The 26,948-nt window shown below is 28.6% G+C and carries 17 protein-coding genes, 1 tRNA gene and 1 pseudogene; 13 read left to right on the top strand and 6 right to left on the bottom strand.

Annotated elements, in window-relative coordinates; translation table 11 throughout:
* The first annotated feature begins 198 nt into the window (after positions 1-198).
* From ACJJVY_RS00485 to ACJJVY_RS00465, 5 genes are all read left to right on the top strand, one after another.
* Complete coding sequence (locus tag ACJJVY_RS00485; protein WP_405604039.1) at positions 199-6,888, top strand: PAS domain-containing protein; 6,690 nt, start codon at positions 199-201, stop codon at positions 6,886-6,888.
* Positions 6,889-6,891: 3 nt separating this feature from the next.
* Positions 6,892-7,545 carry a response regulator gene (locus tag ACJJVY_RS00480; RefSeq protein WP_405604037.1) on the top strand — a complete coding sequence of 218 codons (654 nt, stop codon included), beginning with the start codon at positions 6,892-6,894 and terminating at the stop codon, positions 7,543-7,545.
* Positions 7,546-8,515: 970 nt separating this feature from the next.
* Positions 8,516-8,881 (top strand): response regulator, encoded by a 366-nt coding sequence (locus tag ACJJVY_RS00475; RefSeq protein WP_405604035.1) that lies wholly within the window; start codon positions 8,516-8,518, stop codon positions 8,879-8,881.
* A 152-nt stretch (positions 8,882-9,033) separates the two neighbouring features.
* Positions 9,034-9,480 carry a GNAT family N-acetyltransferase gene (locus ACJJVY_RS00470; RefSeq protein WP_405604033.1) on the top strand — a complete coding sequence of 149 codons (447 nt, stop codon included), beginning with the start codon at positions 9,034-9,036 and terminating at the stop codon, positions 9,478-9,480.
* A gap of 66 nt (positions 9,481-9,546) precedes the next feature.
* A tRNA-Gly gene (locus tag ACJJVY_RS00465) sits at positions 9,547-9,619 on the top strand.
* Positions 9,620-9,718: 99 nt separating this feature from the next.
* On the opposite strand, the gene ACJJVY_RS00460 is transcribed toward ACJJVY_RS00465, so the two are convergent.
* Positions 9,719-10,375, bottom strand: a complete 657-nt coding sequence (locus ACJJVY_RS00460) for a rhomboid family intramembrane serine protease (protein ID WP_405604031.1) — start codon at positions 10,373-10,375, stop codon at positions 9,719-9,721.
* A gap of 85 nt (positions 10,376-10,460) precedes the next feature.
* Between ACJJVY_RS00460 and ACJJVY_RS00455 the strand changes: the two genes are divergently transcribed.
* From ACJJVY_RS00455 to ACJJVY_RS00445, 3 genes are read left to right on the top strand one after another with little or no spacing between them, the layout of a single operon-like run.
* A complete protein-coding gene (locus ACJJVY_RS00455) occupies positions 10,461-11,354 on the top strand; it encodes a lysophospholipid acyltransferase family protein (RefSeq protein ID WP_405604029.1) in 894 nt (297 codons plus the stop codon).
* 9 nt (positions 11,355-11,363) lie between these two features.
* Positions 11,364-12,254, top strand: coding sequence for a lysophospholipid acyltransferase family protein (locus ACJJVY_RS00450; protein ID WP_405604027.1), 891 nt, complete (start codon positions 11,364-11,366; stop codon positions 12,252-12,254).
* An 18-nt stretch (positions 12,255-12,272) separates the two neighbouring features.
* The gene (locus tag ACJJVY_RS00445; protein WP_405604025.1) at positions 12,273-12,872 is read left to right on the top strand and encodes a hypothetical protein; all 600 of its coding nucleotides are present in this window, start codon (positions 12,273-12,275) and stop codon (positions 12,870-12,872) included.
* Between the two features lie 72 nt (positions 12,873-12,944).
* Here ACJJVY_RS00445 and ACJJVY_RS00440 read toward each other — a convergent pair whose 3' ends face one another.
* From ACJJVY_RS00440 to rpsA, 3 genes are all read right to left on the bottom strand, one after another.
* Positions 12,945-13,793, bottom strand: a complete 849-nt coding sequence (locus ACJJVY_RS00440) for a hypothetical protein (RefSeq protein ID WP_405604023.1) — start codon at positions 13,791-13,793, stop codon at positions 12,945-12,947.
* A gap of 4 nt (positions 13,794-13,797) precedes the next feature.
* A complete protein-coding gene (gene glmM / locus ACJJVY_RS00435; protein WP_405604021.1) occupies positions 13,798-15,189 on the bottom strand; it encodes a phosphoglucosamine mutase in 1,392 nt (463 codons plus the stop codon).
* Positions 15,190-15,482: 293 nt separating this feature from the next.
* Complete coding sequence (gene rpsA, locus ACJJVY_RS00430) at positions 15,483-17,303, bottom strand: 30S ribosomal protein S1 (RefSeq protein WP_405604019.1); 1,821 nt, start codon at positions 17,301-17,303, stop codon at positions 15,483-15,485.
* A 243-nt stretch (positions 17,304-17,546) separates the two neighbouring features.
* On the opposite strand from rpsA, the gene ACJJVY_RS00425 reads away from it, so the two are divergent.
* Positions 17,547-18,176, top strand: a complete 630-nt coding sequence (locus ACJJVY_RS00425) for a 7-carboxy-7-deazaguanine synthase QueE (protein ID WP_405604017.1) — start codon at positions 17,547-17,549, stop codon at positions 18,174-18,176.
* 88 nt (positions 18,177-18,264) lie between these two features.
* Here the strand turns inward: ACJJVY_RS00425 and cmk are convergent, their stop codons facing one another.
* Together cmk and porQ are read right to left on the bottom strand one after the other, a co-directional pair.
* Positions 18,265-18,954 carry a (d)CMP kinase gene (gene cmk / locus ACJJVY_RS00420; protein ID WP_405604015.1) on the bottom strand — a complete coding sequence of 230 codons (690 nt, stop codon included), beginning with the start codon at positions 18,952-18,954 and terminating at the stop codon, positions 18,265-18,267.
* Positions 18,955-19,977: a type IX secretion system protein PorQ gene (porQ, locus tag ACJJVY_RS00415; RefSeq protein WP_405604013.1), complete on the bottom strand. Its 1,023-nt coding sequence runs from the start codon at positions 19,975-19,977 to the stop codon at positions 18,955-18,957.
* A gap of 429 nt (positions 19,978-20,406) precedes the next feature.
* On the opposite strand from porQ, the gene ACJJVY_RS00410 reads away from it, so the two are divergent.
* From ACJJVY_RS00410 to gltD, 4 genes and pseudogenes are all read left to right on the top strand, one after another.
* The gene (locus ACJJVY_RS00410; protein ID WP_405604011.1) at positions 20,407-23,487 is read left to right on the top strand and encodes a SusC/RagA family TonB-linked outer membrane protein; all 3,081 of its coding nucleotides are present in this window, start codon (positions 20,407-20,409) and stop codon (positions 23,485-23,487) included.
* Positions 23,488-23,494: 7 nt separating this feature from the next.
* Entirely contained in the window at positions 23,495-25,363 is a 1,869-nt protein-coding gene (locus ACJJVY_RS00405) for a SusD/RagB family nutrient-binding outer membrane lipoprotein (protein ID WP_405604009.1), read from the top strand.
* A 33-nt stretch (positions 25,364-25,396) separates the two neighbouring features.
* Positions 25,397-26,266 (top strand): hypothetical protein, encoded by an 870-nt coding sequence (locus tag ACJJVY_RS00400; protein WP_405604007.1) that lies wholly within the window; start codon positions 25,397-25,399, stop codon positions 26,264-26,266.
* 94 nt (positions 26,267-26,360) lie between these two features.
* A pseudogene (gene gltD / locus ACJJVY_RS00395) lies at positions 26,361-26,536 on the top strand (glutamate synthase); the annotation flags it as partial.
* Between the last annotated feature and the right edge of the window lie 412 nt (positions 26,537-26,948).

Genomic DNA, 26,948 nt, shown 5'->3' with positions numbered 1-26,948 from the left:
TAAAATACTTCTAATTTAAACTAGAATGTAATAAAAATTAAAATAACAATTTAACATCCATTTTTATAATTTATAACAAATCCATATTATAAAAAATCACATTGTTATATCAACAAATTAATTGTTAAAAAAATATTTTATTATTACATTTATGGGATTACATTTTTTAGGTTCGTACATACCCTTATCCCTTTAGCTATGAGTTTCAATAACATACTAACCCTTTTTTTACAAGGATCTTTAGTTGCTTTTATAATACTTTTATTATTTAAACTTAGAAAAATTTTAGGTATAGGAGTATTATATGCTTGTATTGGTTTATTTCAGTTTGTACAAGTAATGTCTTTTATTATAAATACTGCTTACAGCTCTTACACTAGTATACACCTTGTTACACCTGGTTCTTCTGTTTTTATTACTATTACTCTTTTTGCTTTACTAATTGTATACATAAAAGAAGATGCTATAGAAACAAAAAAAATGTTTTATGCCATACTTATTGTTAACATATTAATTAATTTTATTTTTCTTGTTTTTTTCTGGGATTTTAATAAGGCTTCTTCAGAAAACTTAAGTGTTGCGAATAAAGTTTTTAGCAATACCTCTAAATTTATTGTAGGTAATATTGCACTTTTTTTAGACATTTTTTTGTTAATAACCGTTTTTGAATTTTTGTCTAAAAAAACAAAATTCTTATTTGTTCAAATTTTAACAACAATGCTAATTGTTGCAAGTTTTGATACCATCTTTTTTTCAATTTTTGTTTTTTGGAAATCAGAAAATTTAGGTTCTATAATAATATCTGGCTTAATTTCTAAAAACAGTTTTACCATTTATTATAGTATTTTATTTTACATTTACTTAAGGTATTTAGACAAAACTGATAAAGATTTAGTTCATTTTACTGTAAAAGATGTTTTTAAACCATTAACCTACAAACAAAAATTTAATACAGCTGTTTCTGATATAAAAAAGGCGAATGAGATGTACCGTATCTTAACAGATAATTCTAATGATATTATTTGTTTGCAAGAACCAGACAGCTCTTTTAAATACATAAGCCCTTCTATTAAAAAAGTATTAGGTTATGAACAATCTTATTTTTTAGGCAAAAAAATTTTTGACATTGTACATAAAGATGATTTACAAGATTTAATAGATTCTATAGAGCAAAAAATCTATCGTGATAATAAAACAACAGATGTTTTAACTTTTAGATTGCTTCATAAAAAAGGTTATTATGTATGGATTGAGTATAATACATCGCCAATATATAATGAAAAAAATATTATTTCTTTTGTTTCCTCTGCTAGAGATGTTACCCAAAGAGTTTTAGCTAACAATCAATTTAAAACCTCTCTAAAACTTTTAAAAAAGAGAGAATATTCTCTAAATGAATCTAGTAAAATAGGAAAAGTAGGCTTTATCGAATTTAAGGCGGAAACTAATAACTATATATGGTCTGATTACCTCTACTCTATTTTTGGAATAACTCCATCAAAAAAGCCCCCTTCTAGTGAAGAGTTTCTATTATTCTTTACTGAGGATTATCAACAAATAATATTAGATAAAATTAAAAATTTAAAAGAAAATGGAGAACCTTTTAACATTGAAGCTAAGTCTATAAATAACCTTTGGTTAAAGTTGATTATAGAGCCCGTTTTTAATGATAAAAATGTAATTATAGGCAGAAGAGGTATTATACAAGACATTACAAGTTATAAAACCACGCAAATTAGATTACAAAAGTCACTAACTCTTTTAAAGCAAAGAGAGTTCTCTTTAAATGAAGCAAGTAACGTTGCTAAAATTGGTTATTTTGAATATGATATTCCTTCAGATACTTTTAAATGGTCGGATTATCTTTATCATATTTATGGATTAGAATTAGGTACACCTGTGCCATCGAGAAACGAAATTGTAAAAATGATAGATAAGGATTCTTTAAGCACCATAAAGAATGCTACTCTAGATTTAGATTTAAAAGGGATACCTTATGATATTGAAATGAAAATCTTCAATAAAAAAACAAATAAAGGAGTTTGGATAAGAAGTGTAGCACAACCTATTTATAACGATAAAAAAGAAATTGTTGGTAGAAAAGGTGTGGCACAAGACATTACAGAATATAAAAACAACCAACTTAAAATACAAAACTCATTAAATTTATTAGAACAAAAAGACGAAGCTTTAAACCAGTCTAGTAAAATTGCTAAAATTGGCTATTGGGAATACAATATATCTAAAGAAACTTTTACTTGGTCTGATTCTGTATATAAAATTTATGGTCTAGATAAAAATGATAAAATTCCTTCTAGAAAAGAAATGATAAAGCTTTATGATGAAGAATATCAAGAAAAAATAGAAAAAGCCACATTAAACCTTATAACCAACAAAATACCTTATGATTTAGAATTAAAACTAACCAACTTTAAACAAAAAGAAGTTTGGATTAGAAATGTAGTATATCTTATTTATAATGAAAAAAATGAGATAATTGGTAGAAGAGGAGTTGTACATGATATTACTGAATCTAAAAACAATCAATTAGAACTAGAAAGAAGAGAATTTCTTTTAAATGAATCTGGTAAAATAGCTAAAATTGGTGGTTGGGAAGTAGATTTGGTTACCCAAAATGTACGTTGGACTGATCAAGTTTATGAAATACACGGGCTACCGATAACAAAAGTTCCTACTCCAGAAGAAGTTATGAGCTTTTACATTGATGGCTCTAGAGAAGTTCTAGAAAAAGCAATTGAAAAATGCCTTACAGAAAACAAGAGTTACGATCTTGTTTTGAGGTTTCAAAATAAACAAAATAAAAAATTATGGGTAAATACTATTGGATACCCTGTTTTAAATAAAGAAGGAGTAACTATTGGCTTAAGAGGCGTTGTACATGATATTACCGAATCTAAAACCAATCAATTAGAACTAGAAAGAAGAGAATTTCTTTTAAATGAATCTGGTAAATTAGCTAAAATTGGTGGTTGGGAGCTAGATTTAGAGACACAAAATATACGTTGGTCTGATGAAGTTTTTGAAATTCATGGATTACCAATAGGAGAAGTACCACCAATAGATGAATGTATTGGCTTCTATATTGATGGCTCTGATAAAATTATAGAAAAAGCGATACAAGATAGTATTGCCGAAAACAAAAAATACGACCTGGTATTGAGGTTTTTAAATAAACAGAATCAAAAACTATGGGTTAACGCTATTGGATATCCAATAACAGATAAAAATGGAGTTACAATAGGTATAAGAGGTATAATACAAGATATTACAGAACAAAAATCTAAACAAGATGAATTAGATATACAAAATGAAAAACTTAATAAATTAAATAACGAATTAAAAGAAGCTCAAAAAATATCTAAATTAGGAAACTGGGAATACAACATAGCTTCAGATAAAGTAACTTGGTCTAAAGAAGTACATAACATTTTTAAACTACCTATTGAGCTCGGAGCTCCAAATTATGATGAGCATAAATTAATATTTTCAGAAAAAAGTTATACTTTAATGAATGAAGCTGTTCAAAATTGTATAGAACATCAAACCCCTTATCATTTAGAACTAGACATCAATACTCCAGAAGGGTTAACTAAGTATATAACTATAAGAGGTAAAGTTCTTAAAAATAAAGAGAGTAATGTAATTGGCTGTTATGGTACAATACAAGACATTACAACTTTAAAAAGCATACAAATTGAACTAGAAAACAAGAATAAAAAAATAAATCAATCTCTAAAACTTTTAGAAAGAAATGAATTCTCTAAAAATGAAACTAGTAAAGTTGCCAAAATAGGATATCATGAATATTATAATATAACAGATTCTTTTTATTGGTCGGATTATATGCTTACCATTTTTGGTTTAGATAAAGATCAAAAAATACCAGATAGAACAAAATTAGTTTCTTTATTTGATAAAGAATCTAAAGCCAAATTGATAAAAGCAACAGACAATTTAGAAACTTACGGTTTACCTTATGACTTAGAATTAAAACTAACCAATTTTAAAAAAGAAGATGTTTGGATTAGAATGTCTAATCAACCAATATTTAATCATCAAAATAAAATTATTGGTAGAAGAGGTATAGGACAAAACATTACAGAAAGAAAGAAAATTGAAGAAGAAAATCAAAAAATAAAAAACGATTATATAAAATTATTTGACAACGCAACCATTTCTATTTGGAATGAGGATTTAACTTTATTCTATAAAGAAATAGATAAACTTAAAAAGCTTAACATAACGGATATTCATTTATATCTAGAAGAAAACCCAGATGTTTTATTTAATTTATCTAATAAAGTAAAAATAAATTATGTTAATAAAGCTACTCTAGATTTATTTGAGGCCAATAATCAACAAGAATTTTTACAAAACATACACCTATCCTTTGGTAAAGGAGCAGAAAGAGTCTTTTTAAAACTTATTGCAGCAATTTGGAATAATCTTAAAACCTTTACCACAGAAGTTAATTACAAAACTTTAAAAGGAGAAGAATTTACAGCAATATTATCTGTAGCAATACCGCAAACTATAGATGAGCAAAAAACAGTACCTGTAAGTATACAAAGTATTCAAAATATTAAAGATGCAGAATTCGCTCTAAAAGAATCTCTAAAAGAATTAAAAGAAGCACAAAAATTAGGACGTTTAGGTAATTGGATTATAAACCCATTTGCTAAAGAATTTATTTGGTCTGATGAAGTTTTTTATAATTTAGGCTTTGATCCAAAAGATGGTTACCCTAATTATGATGAAGTAATGACCAGAATTCATCCTGATGATATTGAATTTCACAATAAAAAATTTGATGACGCTACAAATTTAGGAATTCCGTTTGACATGGAAATAAGAACTGTAATCCCAAATAAAAAAGAAAAAACAATAAGGCTAATTTGCGAACCTATAAAAGATGACAACGGAAAAGTTATTAAATTAAAAGGTGTTAATCAAGACATTACAGAACAGAAGAATATCTTAAGAGAATTAGAAAAAACAAACAAAAAAATTAAACAATCTCTAGAACTTTTAAAAATAAGTGAACACTCTAGAAATGAAATAAGTAAAATTGCTAAAATTGGTTATCAAGATTATGATTCTGTGACCAACACCTATATTTGGTCGGACTATTTTTATGATATATTAGGATTTGATTCTAAAAAAGGTTTTCCTAACAAAGAAGAAAAGATAAGAATTTTTTATAGAGAATCTCAAATAAAATTAAAAAAAGCATTTGATAATTTAGAAAAAAAAGGTGTTCCTTTTGATTTAGAATTAAAATTATTTGATAAAGATAAAGGAACTGTATGGGTAAGATATCTTGGGCAACCTGTTTTTAATAGTGATAATAAAATTATTGGTAGAAGAGGTATTATACAAAACATTACAGACCAAATAATTAAACAAAAAAGATTAGATGACCAAAACGAAAAGCTATTTAATTTAAATAATGCTCTAAATGAAGCTCAAGAAATATCAAAAGTAGGAAACTGGGAGTATATTACTAACAAAGAAGAGATAACTTGGTCTAAAGAATTATTTAATATTTTTGAACGTTCTTTAACTTTAGGTCCGCCAAGAAATTATTCTGAACTGATATCTTATTACACAGAAGACAGTTATAATATCTTACAAACAGCAATTGCTAATTGCTTAAATAATAAAGTGTCTTTTAATGTTCAATTAGACATTTATAGTTCTAATGGAGATATAAAACATGTAACCACCAGGGGTAAAGTTTTATACGATAAAAATAATACAGCCATTGGTTGCTACGGAACCACACAAGACATAACAGAACAAAGACAAATTTTAGATGAAATAAAGAGAACGCAAGAATTATATCGCTTAGTAACGGAAAACTCAACAGATATAATTTGTTTATTAGGCCGAGATACTACATTAAAATACGTTAGTCCTTCTGCTAACATTCTTTTAGGTTATAACATAGATGATTATTTGGGTAAACAAGTTTTTGATATTATACATAATGATGACACAAAACTTTTAAAAGAAAGTATAAATCAAAGAAAATTAAAGAATAACTACGATGGTTCATTCACTGTAAGGGTTCGTCATAAAAAGGGACATTTTATTTGGATGGAAGCACTGTCTTCTCCTGTTTATACTAATAACCAAATTAGTTATTTTGTTATCTCCGCTAGAAATGTAACAAACATGATGTTAGCTAAACAAGAAATACAAGAATACCAAAGTTCTTTACAAAAGTTAACCACAGAAATCACATTAATAGAAGAAAATCAAAAAAGAGAAATTGCAACAAATATACACGATCATTTAAGCCAATCCTTAGTAATTTCTAAAATGAAAATTAATTCTTTGAAAAAAAATCCAGCATTAAAAATAATTGATAAGGATTTACAATTTATAGACACACATATTTCTGATGCTTTAACAAATAGTCGAAAAATAACTTACGATCTTTCTCCACCTGTATTATACCAATTAGGTATTATTGAAGCTTTAAATTGGTTACTTAATGATGTAGAAGCTAAACATAAAATCAAATGTGTTTTTAATGATAATGTAGAAGATGTAACGTTAGATGATACAAAATCTATTTTACTCTTTAGAAGTATACAAGAAGTACTTAATAATGCAATAAAGTACGCAAAAGCCTCTTTAATAACTTTAAATCTTAATAAAGACAAATTTGGTTTAAAAATTATTATATTAGATGATGGTGTTGGCTTTGATACAACTTTACTAAAAAAACATAATAACCACACAGGTTCTGGTTTTGGATTGTTTACAGTACAAGAGCGTATTAAAAACATAAATGGAGAATTTGTAATTACATCTATAATAAACAAAGGAACAACAGTTAATATTTTTATCCCTCTTTAGAAAATGAATTACTTAAATAAGATTAATATCGTACTAGTAGACGATCATACACTACTAAGAGATGGTTTAAAAAATATAATAGAACAAAAATCCAATTTACATATAATTGGTGAAGCTTCTGATGGTAGAGAAGCTATAAAAATTTGCTCTAAATTAAAACCAGATGTTTTGGTTATAGATGTTGCAATGCCTAATTTAAATGGTATACAAGCTGCAGAACAAATTCATAAAAATAATCCAGATATAAAAATAATCGGTCTTTCTATGCATTCTAGCAAACCATTTATACAAGGTATGTTTAAAGCTGGTGCTTATGGTTATTTATTAAAAGATGGAGATTCTGATGAGTTAATTACAGCCATAACTTCTGTAGTGCAGAATAAAAAATACTTATCTAAAGAAATCAATCAAGAATTTCTTTCCCTATTAAAAAAAGGAGAATCTCTAGAAAAAGCTAAATTAACCTCAAGAGAAAAAGAAGTTTTACAATTAATTTCTGAAGGTAATTCTTCTAAAGAAATTGGCGATATTTTATTTTTAAGTTCTAAAACAGTAGATGTTCATAGAAATAATATAATGAAAAAAATAGATTTACATTCTATACCAGAATTAACAAAATATGCAATTAAACAAGGTCTTACAACACTAGATTTATAAAAACTTATGAATAACAAAATCAAAAACTACCAAAAATAAGAAATACAAAAAGCCAAACTTTGGGGGACAAGTTTGGCTTTTGTAAGTAGTCTATTTCTTTGGGGGGAAATGAAATAAACCTATAAAAATGATTCTCAACTTTACTTATATACCACAAAGATATAGCAAATGGTAATTTTAGAATATAAGCAGTTTTCTTAAATTATAAATTTGATGAGGAAATTCCTAAACAATAATCAAAAAACTACCAAAAATAAGAAATACAAAAAGCCAAACTTCGGGGGACAAGTTTGGCTTTTGTAAGTAGTCTATTTCTTTGGGGGAATGAAATAAACCTATAAAAATGATTCTCAACTTTACTTCTATACCACAAAGATATAGTAAAAGCCAACTCTAAAATATAAGCAGTTTTCTTAAATTATAAATTTTATCAAATTTGATGAGGAAGTTCCTAAATAACAATCAAAAACTACCAAAAATAAGAAATACAAAAAGCCAAACTTCGGGGGACAAGTTTGGCTTTTGTAAGTAGTCTATTTCTTTGGGGGGAATGAAATAAACCTATAAAATAATTCTCAACTTTACTTCTATACCACAAAGATATAGCAAAAGGCAACTCTAGAATATAAGCAGTTTTCTTAGATTATAAATTTTATCAAATTTGATGAGAAAATTCCTAAATAACAATCAAAAAACTACCAAAAATCAGAAATACAAAAAGCCAAACTTTGGGGGACAAGTTTGGCTTTTGTAAGTAGTTTATTTCTTTGGGGGGAATGAAATAAACCTATAAAATGATTATCAACTTTACTTCTATACCACAAAGATATAGCTAAAACCAACTCTAGAATATAAGCAGTTTTCTTAAATTATAAATTTTAAACACAACGTAAATAAGCAAAATGCTTATGATAACAACTCTAAAGTTTTCTTAATTTCGGGGTCAACAAATTATTGTTAAACTAGCCCATTGGAATCAAAACAAAAAAATCTACTAATAGTAGAAGACAACACTTATATAGGAAATAGTATTGTAAATTCTGCTAAAGAAATAAATGTTGTAAAAAACATTCATTTAACTGATTCTATACAAGAAGCTATTTCTTTATTAGATAACCTTACCTTTAATTTAATTGTTCTAGACTTAAGCTTACCTGATGGTAGTGGTTTAGAATTGTTAAAATTATTTAAGAAAAAAGAAATTCAAAAAAAAATTTTAGTTTTTTCTACTAGCATAAATCTAAAACAAGTCTGTCTAAAATATGGAGCTCATGCTTTTTTTGATAAAGCCAATGATTTTGACGAATTAATTGAAACAATTAAAATAATCGACTAATGACTTTTTAAAAAGTCATTCCCTTCTAAATTAACTTTACATACAACCACCCTAAACTTCCCTCAAAACTATAATAATAAATAGTTCTTTATTATTATTTAAATTACATTTACTTCTTTTTTACTTTTTATGTCAGTCATAATTTATCAAATATGAAAATACATATACAAACTATTCAATCAGAAGAAATTTTAACTATAATTCCTCTTTTAGTTAAATTAAACTCAAAAACCCCTCTACCATTACTTAAAGAAAGAGTTTTAGAAATGTCTCTATTTTCAAATTACGAATGTATTGGTTTATATATTAATGACCAACTTACCGGTATTTGTGGTCTTTGGTATTCTACAAGACATTATATTGGAAAAACTGTAGAACCAGACCATGTTATTATTGATGAATCTTTAAGAGGAAAAAAAATAGGAAATCAGTTTTTTAGTTGGATAGATAATCATGTAAAAAATAAAGGTTGCGAGGCTATTGAATTAAACACTTATTCTGGTAATACAAAATCTCATAAATTTTACTATAACCAAGGTTATGACATTTATGGGTTTCACTTTTTAAAAGTATTACGAGATGATAAAAATTTTTATTAATTTTTTTTCATAAAAACGTTGCAGAACTAAAAAATGTTTATATATTTGCAACCGCTTACCAAAAACGCGAAAGTAGCTCAGTTGGTAGAGCGTCAGCCTTCCAAGCTGAATGTCGCCAGTTCGAACCTGGTCTTTCGCTCAAAAGACTTCATAATTTTTTATGAAGTCTTTTTTTTTTGCTCTTTATTTTATAAAAACAAAAAAACCGAAACCTTTAAGTCTCGGTTTATTATTTAGTTTATAAATTTTTTAATTTATTACCAAAAAGAAATAATAATACAATTGGTACAGCTAGAACAATTACTAAAACTTTATTAGAAACAAATAAAGAAGGATTTAATAAAAGTGTAAAAACAAAACCACCAATTGCACCGCCTAAATGTGCCGCATGACCAACATTACCCAACTGTTTTTTCATACCATAAATAGAATATAATAAATAACCAACTCCAAAAATATAACCAGGTATCGGTATCGGAATAAAGTATAAATACAACTCCATTTCTGGGTACAAAAGTATTGCTGAATAAATAATACCAGAAACAGCTCCAGATGCACCTACAGCACTGTAATAAGGCTCATTTTTATGAAAATGTAAAGAATATAGACTACCTGCTAATAAACTTGCCAAATAAACAATTAAAAAGTTGGGAGTTCCTAAAATAGCTGCCACAATACCTCCAAAAAGATACAGTGCATACATATTAAAACCAAGGTGTACCCAATCTACATGTAAAAAACCAGAAGTTATGGTTCTTATCTTTTCTCCTGATAAAACTTTACCTACTTGAAACTTGTATTTATCTAAAAAAGAGTAATCTTTAAACCCTTTCATAGAAACCAAAACATTGGCAATAATAAGTAATAAAACTGCTTGATTTATATTGTTCATCATATAACAAACATACTAAAATCTAAGTACCTAATACTATTTGGTTTTAAATTTATGTACGATATTTGTATTTTTAAAAAAGTATTTTATGCACCTAATAATTTTTACTCTTATATATCCATTTATATGGTTAATCTCTAAGCTTCCTATGAGAGTATTATATTTTTTTTCTGATATTTTTTTTCTCTTAAACTACTATATTATTGGTTATCGAAAAAAAGTTGTTTTAGATAATTTAAAATTATCTTTTCCTGAGAAAAGTGATCAAGAAATAAAAAAAATTAGCAAAGGTTTCTTTAAACATTTAACCGATTTTATTGTAGAAAGCATCAAGACTTTTACCATTTCTGAAAAGGAGATTTCAAAAAGAATAAAATATAAAAATATTTCTTTGTTAGAAGATATTGCAAAAAATGGAAAAAGTATTGCCTTAGTAGGTATACATCAAGCTAATTGGGAGTGGCTTACTGGTTTACCTTTGCATATTAAAAATCCTGATTTTTATGCAGCTTACACCAAAGTAGAAAATAAACATTTTGAAAAAGTAGTTAAAATGTCTCGCTCTAAATTTGGCGGAACTTTATACAGAACTTCAGATACTATTAGAAATCTTCACAGGAATTTTGTAAATAAAAAACAAGGTATTTATATTCTTTTAAGCGATCAATCTCCATTACCTAGTAAAACGCAATATTGGGCAAATTTTATGGGAGTTAAAGTACCAGTGCATACGGGAGCAGAAGCATTATCTAAACGATACAACATGTCTTTTGTTTATTGGACTTCTAGAAAAATTAAAAGAGGTTATTATGAAATTGAATTTGAATTGATAACCGAAAACCCAAAAGAATATAAAAATTATGAGCTTACTGATAAATTTCTTGAGATAACCGAAAGAAATATTAGAAATCAACCAGAGGTATATTTATGGTCTCATAAACGTTTTAAACATAGAAATAAAGTTCCAACAGTTACATCGTAAAAATAATATATGCAGTTTCTAAGTTTTGCACTTACATACCCTATTATTTTACTACTCTCTATATTGCCTATGAGAGTTTTATATTTAATTTCAGATTTTTTTTTCTTTCTAGTTTATTACGTTTTTGGTTATCGAAAAAAAGTTGTTTTAGAAAACCTAAATCTTTCTTTTCCAGAAAAATCTGAACACGAAATAAAATTAATTTCTAAACAGTTTTTTAAACATTTTACAGATTTAATTATTGAAAGTGTCAAGTTTTTTTCAATTAGCGAAAATGAGATTAAGAAACGGTATAAATTTATAAATCCAGAATTAGTAGATTATTATGGCAAAAAGAAAAAAGGGATTATAATTGTTGGTGCGCACCAAGCAAATTGGGAATGGTCTACAAGTATGCCACTTACATTAAAAACGACTATTTTAGGAGCATACTCTAAAATGCAAAACAAATATTACGAAAAGACTATTAAAAAGAGTAGAAAAAGGTTTGGCATTAATGGATATCAAACTTCTGAAACAATCTCTAATATTCAAAAAAATGTTGATAACAACATACATGCTGCTTATGTTTTATTAAGTGATCAATCTCCAAGAGTGAGTAAAACCTATTATTGGAATACTTTTTTTGGCACAAAAGTTCCCATACATACGGGTGCAGAAATGCTTGCAAAAAGATTTGACTTTGTGGTAATTAATTACGTTGCAAAAAAAATAAAACGTGGGTATTATGAAGTCGAATTTAAATTAATTACAGAGACTCCTAGAGCTTTTGATGATTATCAAATTACAGATAAATACACAAAACTAACGGAAGAAAACATAAGAAAACAACCCGAACTCTATTTATGGTCTCATAAACGTTTTAAACATAGAAATAAAGTACCAAAAGAACTTTTATAACCTCAAATTTATATCAGATTGAAAACCAAAATAAACAAATTATTTTTAGCTTTTATAATAAGCTTTACTTGCTTTAATTTAAGTTTTAGCCAAAAGCTACAAGAAGGACAACTAAGATGGTCTGCAGGTAAAAAACTAACCATAAACGATTATAAAATTAAAATTGGCAAGGAAAATAATACTGTAATTTCTAGTCAGTTTTTAATCTCTTATTCTGCTCAAGGATTTGATTTTATAAAACGGAACTTAAATCAAAGAATAGGAAATTTATTTATAAGTAATGCTTCTTGGATTGATACTACAAAGGTTAAAGAAATTGATAAACAAATCGATTTTCAACAAGTTCAATTTGATTTAGCAGAAATTCAGGCTCGTAAATTTAGACAAAGAATCTTTTTAAATAAATGGAACATTACAAAAGGATTCTCTATTTTAGACAAAATTAGTAACGAAATAATGGCTGAATTTGCTGAAATTAGAGTAAAATTAATTGAAGAAACTCAGAGCGGTACTAATGAACAAGAAGTTTTAAAATGGAAACAGAAAATTAAAACTCAGTTAGAAGAACTTTATGATTTTAGGTTTGATAATAAAAAGAAAATAAAGCGTAAAAAATAAAAATTACATATTGTTGATTTAAATTCTCAATCAACAATATGTAACCTTATTTAAATCAAAAGCATATAAATTTTATTTGTTTTTCTTTTTTCCTCCAAAAACACTAAACCTTCCTCCTATTAAAATATTCTTTTGAAAGAACATAAAACTTTGAGAAGCACTATCACTCTTGTTAGCTGTTGTTCTAATATCTGGCATATTTATATAACCAAATTTTAAATCTGATTGAATATAAAAGTATTTAAAGAAAGTTAAATCTAAACCAACTACAGCAGAAGCTCCCCAACCAGAAAGGTGAAATTCATCCCATCTTTCTTGATTAAATAAAGTGGCATTTGTTTTTGGCAACAAAATTCCTGCACCAAAACCTTCGGTAACATTTATTTGAAAATTTTCGCTATTTAAACCAAATAAATGGCCAATTTCATCAAACCTTCTAAACTCTACGTTTACATAATTTAAACCGTCTGTATGTTCAAACTTTAAAAAGTTTTCTGATAAAACAAGATCTTGATTATTGTAAGTACCATCAAAATCTGTCCCAGAATTTATAGAACCATTTGCTTTTACCGTTTGATCTGCAACCATTACATATTTCATATGATCTACACCTAAAGAAATTGTGTAGTTATCACTTAAAAAATAACCAAATCTGTAATTATTTTGTGGTATTGTAACTCTAGCCGGATTAAAATAATCGTTAAAATTAAAAGGAGTTTGTCTGTCTTCTGCTACAACATCTTTTAGAGTTATATCATAATTATCTCCTTTTAAACGAATATCAGAATTAGAATAACTTGCTCCATTCCATCCCCAATAAAAAAACATTTTACCTTTATAAGATATTTTATCTACTTTTTCTTGAGAAAAAGTAACTATACTTACTAGTAAAAACGATAAAACTACTATTGCTTTTTTCAAAATACTATGCTATTATTTCTTTAATTTCTTTTATAAACCTTACAGCTAAATCATCCGCTGCTTGCTGAGATTTTGCTTCTGTATAAATTCTAATAATTGGTTCTGTATTAGATTTTCTTAAATGAATCCATTCATCAGCAAAATCAATTTTTACACCATCAATAGTATTAACATCTTCATTTTTATAGGTTGATGCCATTTTTTCTAAAATCTCATCAACATTAATTTCTGGTGTTAACTGAATTTTATTTTTGCTCATAAAATAACTTGGATACGAATCTCTTAATTCTTTACAAGATTTTTTTTGATTTGCTAAATGCGATAAAAATAAAGCAACACCAACTAATGAATCTCTTCCATAATGAGAAGCAGGATAAATGATTCCTCCATTTCCTTCTCCACCAATTACTGTATTAGTTTCCTTCATTTTTATAACCACATTTACTTCTCCAACTGCTGATGCGGTATAAGTTCCGCCATGTTTTTTGGTAACATCTCTTAAAGCTCTAGAAGAAGACAAATTAGAAACGGTATTTCCACCGCCTAATTTTCCTAAAACATAGTCTGCACAAGCAACTAAAGTATACTCTTCTCCAAACATAGAACCATCTTCAGAAACCAAAGCCAATCTATCTACATCTGGATCTACAACAATACCAAAATCTGCTTTTTCTTTTACAACCAATTCAGAAATATCTGTTAAGTGTTCTTTTAAAGGTTCTGGATTATGTGGAAACTGGCCATTTGGAGTACAATATAATTCTACACATTCTACTTTTAATTCTTTTAACAAAGCAGGAATAAAAATTCCTCCTGTAGAATTTACACCATCAACAACCACTTTAAAATTTGCTTTTTTAATAGCTTCAACATCTACCAATTCTAAATTTAAAACTTCTTTAATATGTTTTTCTACATAAGTATTATCTTTAGAATAGGTTCCTAAATCATCAACTTCTGCAAACTCAAAATCTTCACTTTCTGCCAATTCTAAAATTTTAATACCTTCTTCTCCATTTAAAAACTCTCCTTTTTCGTTTAATAACTTTAAAGCATTCCATTGTTTTGGATTGTGAGATGCTGTTAAAATTATTCCTCCATCTGCATTTTCTAAAGGTACAGCTACTTCTACAGTTGGTGTTGTAGACAAGCCTAAATCAATTACATTGATACCTAAACCTACCAAAGTATTGGCTACTAAACTAGAAATCATTTTACCAGAAATACGAGCATCTCTACCAATTACAACCGTTATTTTTTCTTTATCAGCATTTCTTTCTTTTATAAAAGCCCCGTATGCAGATGCAAACTTTACAGCATCAATTGGTGTTAAATTATCTGCGGTTTTTCCACCGATAGTTCCTCTAATTCCTGATATTGATTTTATTAATGTCATATATTTTAACGTCTTTTTAAAGCATAACAAATATAATTCTATTAAACCATTAATTAAATTAGTAATCAGTTAAATTTTGGGTTAGAAATTTGTTGACAGAAAAATGCGTTAGGGATAGTAGCATTTGTTTGAGCTCTTTTCTGAAGAATGAAAAAAAAAGCGAGTGTGGTAAGCCCGACCTGAAAGGAAATGCCAACATAAATTTAAAACAATAAAAAGCCGCTACAAAATGTAACGGCTTTTAAGATATTATAAATATCGACTAGTACTAAAACTTGTTTAGTTTAAAAGAATTATTTCTTTTTGTTACCAGCTTCCATTTTCTTTTTTAAGTCTGCAAGTCCACCTATGTCTCCAAAAGTAGCTTTTTCTGCTTCAGCTGCTTTTTTAACTGCTGCTTTAACATTTCTTTTCTCTTGCTCTTTAAATAAAGATGTATGAGATACAACAACTCTTCTGTATTCTTTAGAAAATTCTAAAACTACAAATTCTACTGCATCACCTTTTTCTAATTTAGAACCATCTTCTTTTTCTAAGAATCTTGTTGGTGCAAAACCTTCTACTCCATCAGCAAAAGTTACAACTGCTCCTTTATCATTCTTTTCTTTGATTGTTCCTTGGTGTTTAGAACCGATTGCATACGTAGCTTCATGAGCATCCCAAGGGTTAGATTGAGTTTGCTTATGACCTAAGTTTAACTTTCTGTTCTCTACATCTAATTCTAATACTTGTACTTCTAGTTTATCTCCAACAGTTACAAAATCTGAAGGATGCTTAACTTTCTTAGTCCAAGATAAGTCTGAGATATAAACTAAACCATCAATACCTTCTTCTAACTCTACAAACACACCAAAGTTAGTGTAGTTTCTTACTGTACCAGTATGAGTAGAACCAACAGGGTATTTGCTAGTAATATCTGTCCAAGGATCTGGGTGTAATTGTTTGATACCTAAAGACATTTTTCTATCTTCACGGTCTAAAGTTAAAATTTGAGCTTCAACTTTATCTCCAACTTTTACGAAATCTTGTGCAGAACGTAAGTGAGTTGACCAAGACATTTCTGAAACGTGAATTAACCCTTCTACTCCTTGTTCTACTTCTACAAATGCACCATAATCAGCTAAAACAACAACTTCTCCAGTTACTTTATCTCCAACTTTTAAGTTAGTATCTAAAGCTTCCCATGGGTGAGCAGATAATTGTTTTAAACCTAATTGAATTCTAGATTTGTTATCATCAAAATCTAAAATTACAACGTTTAATTTTTGATCTAATTCTACAACCTCATTTGGATGGTTGATACGAGACCAAGATAAATCAGTAATATGTACTAATCCGTCTACACCACCTAAATCAACAAAGACACCATAAGAAGTAATGTTTTTAACAACACCTTCTAATACTTGTCCTTTTTCTAATTGACCAATAATTTCTTTTTTCTGTAATTCAATATCAGCTTCAATAAGAGCTTTATGAGATACAACAACGTTTTTAAATTCGTGGTTGATTTTAACAACTTTAAATTCCATTGTTTTCTCAACATATTGATCGTAATCTCTAATTGGCTTAACATCAATTTGAGATCCTGGTAAAAATGCTTCGATACCGAAAACATCTACAATCATACCACCTCTAGTTCTACATTTAACAAAACCGTTAACTACTTCACCAGTTTCATGAGCATTGTTAACACGTTCCCATGCTTTAATTACTCTTGCTTTTTTATGAGATAATACTAACTGACCAGAAGAATCTTCTCTTTTATCAACTAATACTTCTACTTTATCACCAGCAGCTAATGCTTGGTTGTAACGAAATTCGTTTAAAGAAATAACTCCTTCTGATTTAGAGTTAATATCAATAATTGCATCTCTTTCTGTAATTCTTACTACAGTTCCTTCAATTACGTCACGCTCGTTTACAAATCCTACAGTACCTTCTAAAGCTTTTTCAAACTCAGCTAATTTATCTTCATCAACAGCTTCAATACCTTGTTCGTATTTGTGCCAGTTAAAGTCAGCTAAAAATTGTGTTGGATCTACAGCAGGAGTCGCTGTTTCTTGTACTTCAGTAGCAACTACTTGCTCTTCAGTGTTTTTTGTTTCTTCAGACATGTGTCTAAAATAATTTTGTATCTTATTGTTTTTCAGATTTTTAACGACAAAACTCTAAGAGTTGTTTTTATATACTTTTTATATCTATTTCCTTTTATAAATCTGTTCTCGTAAAAAGGAGTGCAAATTTACAAAAAACATTTGATTTTTAATACTTTAGAATTAAATTATTATTCTTTTTATTCTATAATTACAAAAAACTACCTTTGCACTTTTAAAACCTTAGGGTAGATTTTAATGTAGATGGATAAAAAAACACAAGATTTAGTAGACAAAGGTATTATGCTTCCATTAATGGAAGAATTTTATACAATACAAGGAGAAGGTTCACATACAGGAACTGCAGCTTATTTTATTAGAGTTGGTGGTTGTGATGTGGGTTGCCATTGGTGCGATGTTAAAGAAAGTTGGAATGCAGATTTACACCCACCAACTTTGGCCGATACTATTGTAGAAAATGTAACAAAACATGCAAAAACTGTAGTTATTACTGGTGGAGAGCCTTTAATGTGGCCTATGGATTATATTACAGAACTGCTTCAAAAAAACAATATAAAAACACATATAGAAACTTCTGGTGCGTATTCTTTTTCTGGAAAATGGGATTGGTTTTGTCTTTCTCCTAAGAAAACAAAATTACCTTTAGAAGAATGTTATCCAGAAGCAGATGAATTGAAAATGATTATCCATAATAAATCTGATTTTGAATTTGCAGAGCAAGAAGCTGCTAAAGTTGGTGAGAAATGCCAATTATTTTTACAGCCAGAATGGAGTAAAAAAGAAAAAATGACAGAACAGATTGTAGATTATGTAATGAAAAATCCTAAATGGAAAATTTCTTTACAAACTCATAAATATCTGAATATTCCTTAATATTCAGATATTTAAAATTTTTAGTTTGATATTTTTTTTCAGATTTTCTGTATAATTTTTATCAAAAAGAATTCTAAAAAAAATGCCTTTAAGCTATTTCTCTATCAACTAGAGCACAAATTCTATCAAATTGTTCTTCAATTCCCATATCAGAATTATCAAATTCAATAGCATTATCTGCCTTTATTAATGGAGAGTCTTTTCTTGTAGAATCTAATCTATCACGCTCTTCTACATTAAAAAGAACATCTTTAAAACTCACTTTATCACCTCTATCAAGTAATTCTTTATAACGTCTTGTTGCTCTTTTGTCTGCAGAAGCTATCATGAATAATTTTAATTCTGCTTCAGGAAAAACTACGGTTCCTATATCACGCCCATCCATTACTATACCTTTATCTTTACCCATTATTTTTTGCTCTGCTACCAGTTTTTTTCTTACATCAGAAATAGCAGCAACTTTACTAACTAATTGAGAAACTTCTAGGGTTCTTATTTCTTTTTCTACATTTTTTCTATTTAAAAACATTTCGGCGTAACCTAAATCTTTATTAAATTTAAATGATAAAGAAATGTTTTTAAGGTTTAACAAAAGACCTTTTTCATCTAAATGATTTTTACTCACAAAATTATTATTCATTGCATATAAAGTAACAGCTCTATACATTGCTCCGGTATCAACATATATATAATTATATTTTTCAGCTAATAATTTTGCTATTGTACTTTTACCTGTTGATGAAAAACCATCTATTGCTATAATAATTTTTTTATTCATTTATCTTCTATTATTTAAATCTATTAATAAACTAAAAGTATTGGTATTTGATGCAGAATGAAATTTAGAATACGCATAATTAAATTTTAAACTATTTAATTGAATACCAAAACCATAAGATAATCCACTAAATGTTCTAACATTTTGTAATTTTAATTCTGCAGCTCTTCTAAAATTATACCCCATTCTAAAATTAATTACACTTTCTGGAAATAACTCTCCTCCTATTATTAAATGTCTGAAAGTGTTTTCTAAAAAACCTATTTTTTCTTCAGTTACATTACCTTCTAAATCTGTTGTTTGTTCTGATGGATTTGCTACAGAAATATCCCATTTTTGTAAATTATCTAGTGTTGCATACCATTTTATAGGTACATGTTCTAACTTATAAGAACCACCTAAAGCTACTTTAAATGGTAAATTTTCTTTTGTCCCGTTATAGGCTTTAATTTGAGTTCCAATATTTCTTGCAACCAAAGTAACTGTAAAAGGTTTATATGGATTGCTGAATAAAATTGCCAAGTCCGTAGAAACTCCTGTTGATGTATAGTTCGAAATATTCGAATTTATAAATCTAAGGTTAGATCCGATAAAAATATCTGTATTCGGAATATTAAGAGCATAACCTATAGAAACAGCAACATCACTAGCACCAAAACTCCCTGTTTCATTACCCTGTTCATCTGCACCTATTAAAGAACCGTAATCTATATATTTAATACCTCCATGAATTGTACCAAATCTTCTAGAAATGGTTTTTGCATAAGTTAAAGACCCTATATTAATACCTGCTAAATAACTGGTGTAATTAACAGAAACTTTATTATCAATATCTCCATTAATAACAGAAGGATTAGAAATTGGCTGATTAACATCGTCTAATAAATTTAAAACTTCACCACCTAAACCTATTTGTCTAGCTGAAGTAGATAAATTAAGAAATTGGTATACTTCTTCCCCTCCAACTTGAGCACTTATCGAGATAGAAAAAAATAAAATAGAAATACAAAGTAACTTTATCATTAACTAATTTAGTTTCGTAACACAAATATACTTTATAACGTAGTAGCATCATAAAAATTACTATGCAATCCGTAAAAAACTTTTATTTTAAATTATTTTATTACAGTAATTACATTAGCTGATAGCAAGCAATTACTTTATAAAACTTCAATAAATTTATAATTCTTTCAAACTTTTTTTTGCATTCATTTTAAAAAATTCAAAATCAATTGTAATTAGTTGCAAATAAAATCATTACAAACCACTTAGTATAAATAAAAAAAAACAAGCTATACAACTATGCAAAAAACAGAAAAAACACAACAAATCAACACATATACACGAAAAAACGCATAAAAAACGCATAAATGATGCAATAAAAATAAAAAAAACGCATAAATATTGTATTATTTTATTAAGTTTGTCACTACTAACCATTTAAAAAGAATTATGACAAAAAAAATTAAAGTTACTCTTCTGGTTTTTTTTACAACATCATTTTCCGTATTATTTTCTCAAAATATTACTGTAAAGGGAACTGTTGTTGATAAAACTGACAACCCTTTACCAGGAGTTACTATTTTAATTAAAGGGACTAACAAAGGAACATCCACTGATTTTAACGGAAAATATAATATACCTGTTGCAAAAGGTAAAACGTTAGTTTTTTCTTCTCTTGGTTTTCAAAAGAAAGAAATAGAGGTAAACAACTCAACAATTAATATTGTATTAGAGGAAGACACATCTGTTCTTGGTGAAGTTGTAATTACAGCAGAATTTGGTTTAAAACGTGTAAAACGTAGTATTGGTTCATCAGTACAGCATATTGATGGAAAAACAATTGAAGATTCTGGTAGAGAAAACTTCGTTACTGCATTAGCAGGTAGAGTAGCTGGTCTTAATATTGGTTCTACTAGTGGTAATCCTGGTGCATCGACTAATGTCGTATTAAGAAATATTACATCTATATCGGGTAACAATCAACCGCTTTATGTAGTAGATGGTATACCTATGAATAACTCAACTTTTGACCCAAGTGGAATGTCTGGTGGAGAATTTTCTGTTCGTGATATGGATTTTTCTTCTAGAGGTAATGATTTTAACCCAGAAGATGTTGAGTCAATAACAGTATTAAAAGGCGCAGGTGCTGCAGCTTTATACGGTTCTGATGCGTCAAATGGTGCAATTATAATTACAACTAAGAAAGGTAAAGCAGGAAAAGGTACTGTAAGGTTTAGTAATTTTCTTAAATTTAGTAAAGCATACGGTTACCCAGAAATGCAAGATAAATATGCAAACGGAGCAAAAGGTACTACCAACTACTATTATACAAGTAAGTACGGAGGATTATATCCAGAAGGCACCAAAATTTATGATAATATTGATGCAGTACTTCAAACAGGTTTTCAACAACGATACAATGTTTCTGTAGAAGGAGGTTCTGACAAAGCAACAATCCGTGGTAGTTTTTCTCAGTTAGATGAAAAAGGAGTCATTAAAACTACAAAATATAAAAGGACTAATTTAAGTTTGTCTGGTAAGGCTGATATTACTGATTGGTTAACTTTTGAAGGAGCTCTACAATATACTAGCACAGGTAACAATAAAGTAAGAACTGGTACAGCAGGTCCTTTATATCGAGCTATGCTATGGCCTATGGTAGATGATATGAGTAATTATCTTGCTGAAGACGGAAGTCATATGAGAACTCCAGATTATTATCTTGATGATGATTTATTAAATCCGCTTTTTGGAATGAATAAAAACAAATATTATGACGAATCTGATAGATTTATTAGTAATATCTCTCTTAACATTACTCCTATTGAAAATACATTTGTAAGAGCTCAAGTTGGTTGGGATGTTGGTATGCAAACTTATATTACATCTACACATCCTTATTATGCAAATGCCAATGCTGGTGTAGGTAGTTATAATATAACTCAGTCTAACTTTTCTGATCCAACAATTAATATTATTGGAGGTTATACTAATAATTTTCTTGAAGATAAATTCTCTTTTTCAGGGCAATTAGGTTATCACCAAGTAGAAAATGGAGTAACTAGATCTAGTAGTTATGGTAGTAATTTTATCGAAACAGATTTTCAGTCTATTAATAATACCGACCCATTAACACAAACATCAAGTCAAAGAAACACCACTCGAAGAGTACAAGGTATTTCTGGTTCTTTTGAGTTTGGTTATAATAATATGGCTTTTGTTACTTTAAGAGCTAGAAACGACTGGTCTTCTACATTACCTGTAGAAAACAACAGTTATTTCTATCCTGCTATTGAAGGTTCTTTAATTGTTTCTGATTTCGAATTTATGAAAGAGGTAGAAGCAATTAATCATTTAAAACTTCGTGGTTCTTGGGCTCAAGTGGGTAAAGATGCAAGGCCTTTACAAATTGATCCACAGTTATCACAAACAAACTTAACAGGTGGTGGTTTTCAATATGGTTTTACGGGCCCTAACCCTAATCTTAAACCAGAAATTACAACAGCTAATGAAATTGGTATTGACTTAGGTTTATTCAAAAATAGAGTAAAAGCAAGTTTTACTTATTTTACAACAGAAAATTCAGATCAGATAGTACAAGGTTTTCGATTAAGTTATGCCACAGGATTTGTTTTAAACACATTAAATGTTGGTACATTTAAAACAAAAGGTTGGGAAGCAAATATAGATGTTGATATAATTAGAAATAATGATTTTACTTGGAATTTTGGAGTTAATGGTTCTAAAGGAACCTCAGAAGTAGTTTCCCTTCCAGAAAATGTAACAGAATACTATAATTCTTATACATGGAATTCGGGTAATATTAGAAACGGAATTATGCAAGGTGAACCTATTTCTACCATAACAGGAAGAGCTTACGAACGTAATGATAATGGAGATATATTAATTAGCCCAACTACAGGATTACCTATTACTGCTAGTGAATGGTCTATTATTGGTAATAGAGAACCAAAATTACGTTTTGGTATGTCAACAAGTTTTAAATATAAAAACTTTAGATTATCAAGTTTATTTGCAGGCCGTTTAGGTGCAACAGTTGTTAATGGTACTAAACGCTATATGATGGAAAGAGGAACAAGCTGGGAATCTGTAGCTTTACGTGAAAGTGCTCCTCAAATATTTACAGGTGTTTTAAGAGATGGTAATGAAAACTCTGATAATCCAACTGAAAATACTATCGCTGTTGACTATAGCATGTATGGTTCTTCAATCTTTAGCGGAGGAGATGAAGATTGGTTAGAAAAAGATGTAAATTATTTACGAATGCAAGAATTACGCTTTTCTTACCGTGTACCAGAAGATCTTTTTGATAAATCTAAACTTTTTTCTCAAATGAATCTATACTTTGTAGCTAATGATTTGTTTACCTGGACAAACTATTCTGGTATTGATGCTGTGGGTAACACAGTCTCAGCTGCTGCTGGAGGTACTGGTGGTGAAGGTATTGATGTTTTCTCAATGCCAAACCCTCGTAGCTATTCAATAGGATTAAGTTTAACCTTAAATTAAAAACATCATGAAAAATAAATTAATATACATACTAATCGTCTTTTTTAGCTTAAGTAGTTGTGAAGACTACCTTGATGTAAATCAAAATATAGATGCACCTGATTATGTAGATGGATATTTATATCTAGCAGGAATAACTCAACAATACCAAAGTATTTATTACGATTTACGAGCTATAGCGCCTATGACACAAATGATGGGCACAAGTAGTTACACTAGTTTTGCAAACAATTACTATAGTTTAGGTAGTGATGCCGGTGGAGAAATTTGGAAAATGACGTATTGGAGTCAAGGTCAAAATTTAGAAAACCTAATCAATCAATCAAAAGAAGCAGAAGATTGGACATTAGCCGGAATTGGTTTGGCTATGAAAGCTTTTAGTTGGGATTTATTAACAAAGGTTAATGGAGAAGTACCAATGAATGATGCATTTGTTGCTGGTTTATTGCAACATGATTATGATTATCAAAAAGATGTATATACTCAAGTTCGTGAGTGGGCTTATGAAGCTATTGAACTTCTTGAAAAAACGGATGATCAATCATATGGTGATAAAATAAGTAGTAATGATTTTATTTATGGAGGAGATAAAGACATGTGGATTAAATTTTCATATGCTGTTATCGTTCGTAATTTAGCTTCCTTAACTAATAAAACAGATTTTACTGGTACCTATGCACAAGAATTAATTACTGCAGCGGGTAAATCTTTTCAAAGTCCTAGTGATGATGCTACAGTAACAATTGGGGGAGGATCACAATCTGCTCCTTATAGCAGTTACAACAATTTCTGGGGTACGGCTAGAGGTAATTTAAGTTACAGTTACTTTCAACACGATTATGCAGTTCAGGTATTTACGGGTACTGTTCCAGAATATGAAGAAACAACAGGAGACAAAATTCATATTATAGATGCTAATCCATACCACCCTTTTGAACTTGCTGATACACAAATAATAACAGACACTTTAGTAAACGAAACAGGGCATTTTGATCCAAGAGTTACTGTTAAATTAGCTACAGAAAGCAATCCAACATATTTGAACTTAAATGATGCGGATAGTATAAAAACCTATGAATATTATGGAGGAAGCTTTACAGGAACAACTGGTCCTATCGGACAAGCTCCTTCCTTTTATGGAAGAACCTTAACATCTCAATACCAAGGTACAGTTCACGATGGTATAGGTCGTTGGATATATAGAGATGATGCTCCTTATATATTAACAACTTATGCTGAAGTACAATTTTGCTTAGCTGAAACTTATTGGAAATTAGGTCAAAAATCAGAAGCTTTTGAAGCTTTTAAAAGGGGTATAAGTGCAGATATGCAAACAACTGCACGCTATATAGATACAGGAAGCGAAGGAAATCCAACAGGAGGAGATAAAATTACATCAAGTGTATTTAATTCTTTAGCTTCAGAATATTTAAACGGCCCATATGCTGGTAGCTTACAACTAGATGATTTTACTTTATCTCATATTATGATGCAAAAATGGGTGGCTTTATACCCATGGGGAGCATCAGAAGCATGGGTAGATATGCGTAAATATAATTATGACATTGATTATACTGGTGATGTTCCTAGTAATGGTAATGGGTATGTACATGGTATCGTTGAACAAAAAAAAGACACAGACCCATCAAAAGTGTATAAAGGTTTTTATTTAGCTCCAGCACAAGTTGAAGGTAGAAAAGGATCTTATTATATCCAAAATGAAGGTTCACCTAGCTATAGAATTAGACCACGTTTCAACTCAGAATATATGTGGAATTTACCATCTTTAGAGGCTTTAAAACCTATTTCTGGTACAGCAGATAATTATCATACCTCAATACCATGGTTTGCTTATCCAGGAGATTTACCTCAATAATAGAATATGTTAAACTTAAGAAATATAAAAAACATGAAAAAATTAACAAAAATAGGACTCTTTCTTGTCTACACTTTTTTAATTGTAGCTTGTGAACAGCATATTATAGAATACGATACTGAAGAAATTGATGTTACTACAACAGCACAATTTCAAATACATAACGTAATTCCACTAGCATCAGGAACTGCATATAATATAAATAGGATAGAATTGAATGATCAATTATTAACAAATGAAACATTCCCATTATATCCAAATTACTTTATACCGTATAGTGCTACTGGTGGTAAGTTTTTTACTACAGATTCTGGAATAATAAATCTTAAATTATATCAAGGTGCTGTAGATGATTTAACTTTAGTTTATGATAGGGATATTGAATTACCTACTGGTAAAACTAGCTTAATTTTACATAGTTTTGATGAGCTTCCAACTATGGTTGAATATGGTGAATATCCTAAAATTACAACAGAATATAGCGGAGAAACAACATGGATTAAATTTCATAATTCACTATATGAAACTCCAGGTGTTCCAACACCTTTAAAACTTCAATACCAATACCAATACACTACAGATTGGGATACAGGAGATAAAAGTGAATGGATTAATGTTGGAGAGCCTGTTTCATTTGGAGAAGCAACGGGTTGGGAACCTGTAACCGTTAATAAAACCATAGAAGTTTCTTCTGGTTATGCCAGAGTTGATTACCGTTTAAGAGTAATAGGTGATGATGGTTCTGATCAAGGTAATTTAGAAGTTGAAAGATCATGGGGTTTTGTTGAATACGGAGATTATTGGACAGGTTATGTAGGTAGTTATAGACAACATATCCTTTCTAGATATCGAGTTGATAATACATCATACTATGGTAGAGTATACCAACATACAGCATTATAAATAATAAGATTTAAAAAAAAGAAGCCAACTTATTATATTTAAGTTGGCTTTTTTTATATAATATAATCAACAACAAAAATTACAAACCGGTCTTAAATACCAAACCAATGTAAAAAACATATTTACAGCTGGCGATATGCGTCGTGGACAATCATTAATTGTTTGGGCAATATCAGAAGGAAGAAAGCTGCTCGTCAAGTAGATTTATACTTAATGGGTAAATCAGAATTACCAACAAAAGATGTTACAGGAGATTTGGTTGCAATGTAATAAACTTTTAAAAAATATATAAAACTCATCAAATTAACTTTTGTTGAGTTTTTTATATCTAAGAATTTCTAAATATATTTAAAAAATTGTTCAGACTTTTCATTATAAGTCATCGTTAATATTCCTTTATTGGCTATCAACTATAATTCTTCTTAAAAAATAAGTTAATATAAACTAATCCTTAATTGATATAAAACAACTTTTTTTAATCAACGAGATAAATCATTTGTAGATATTTTACCATCTATGTAAAGAACAAAAGATCTATAGATAACAAATTAGTATAATATGAGGTAATAGTTAAAAAATATTTCACAAAAGAAGTCCTGGTTATAGATCGATTTAATGTACAAAAATTAGATTTAGAAGCTTTAGCAGTATTGCCAGAATAATGGCTATTCATTATAAAAAT

This window comes from Polaribacter sp. Asnod1-A03 (assembly GCF_045063585.1).
Classification (GTDB): domain Bacteria; phylum Bacteroidota; class Bacteroidia; order Flavobacteriales; family Flavobacteriaceae; genus Polaribacter.
The sequence above is the reverse complement of the archived record's forward strand: the minus strand, read 5'-3'. Positions and strand labels throughout refer to the sequence as shown.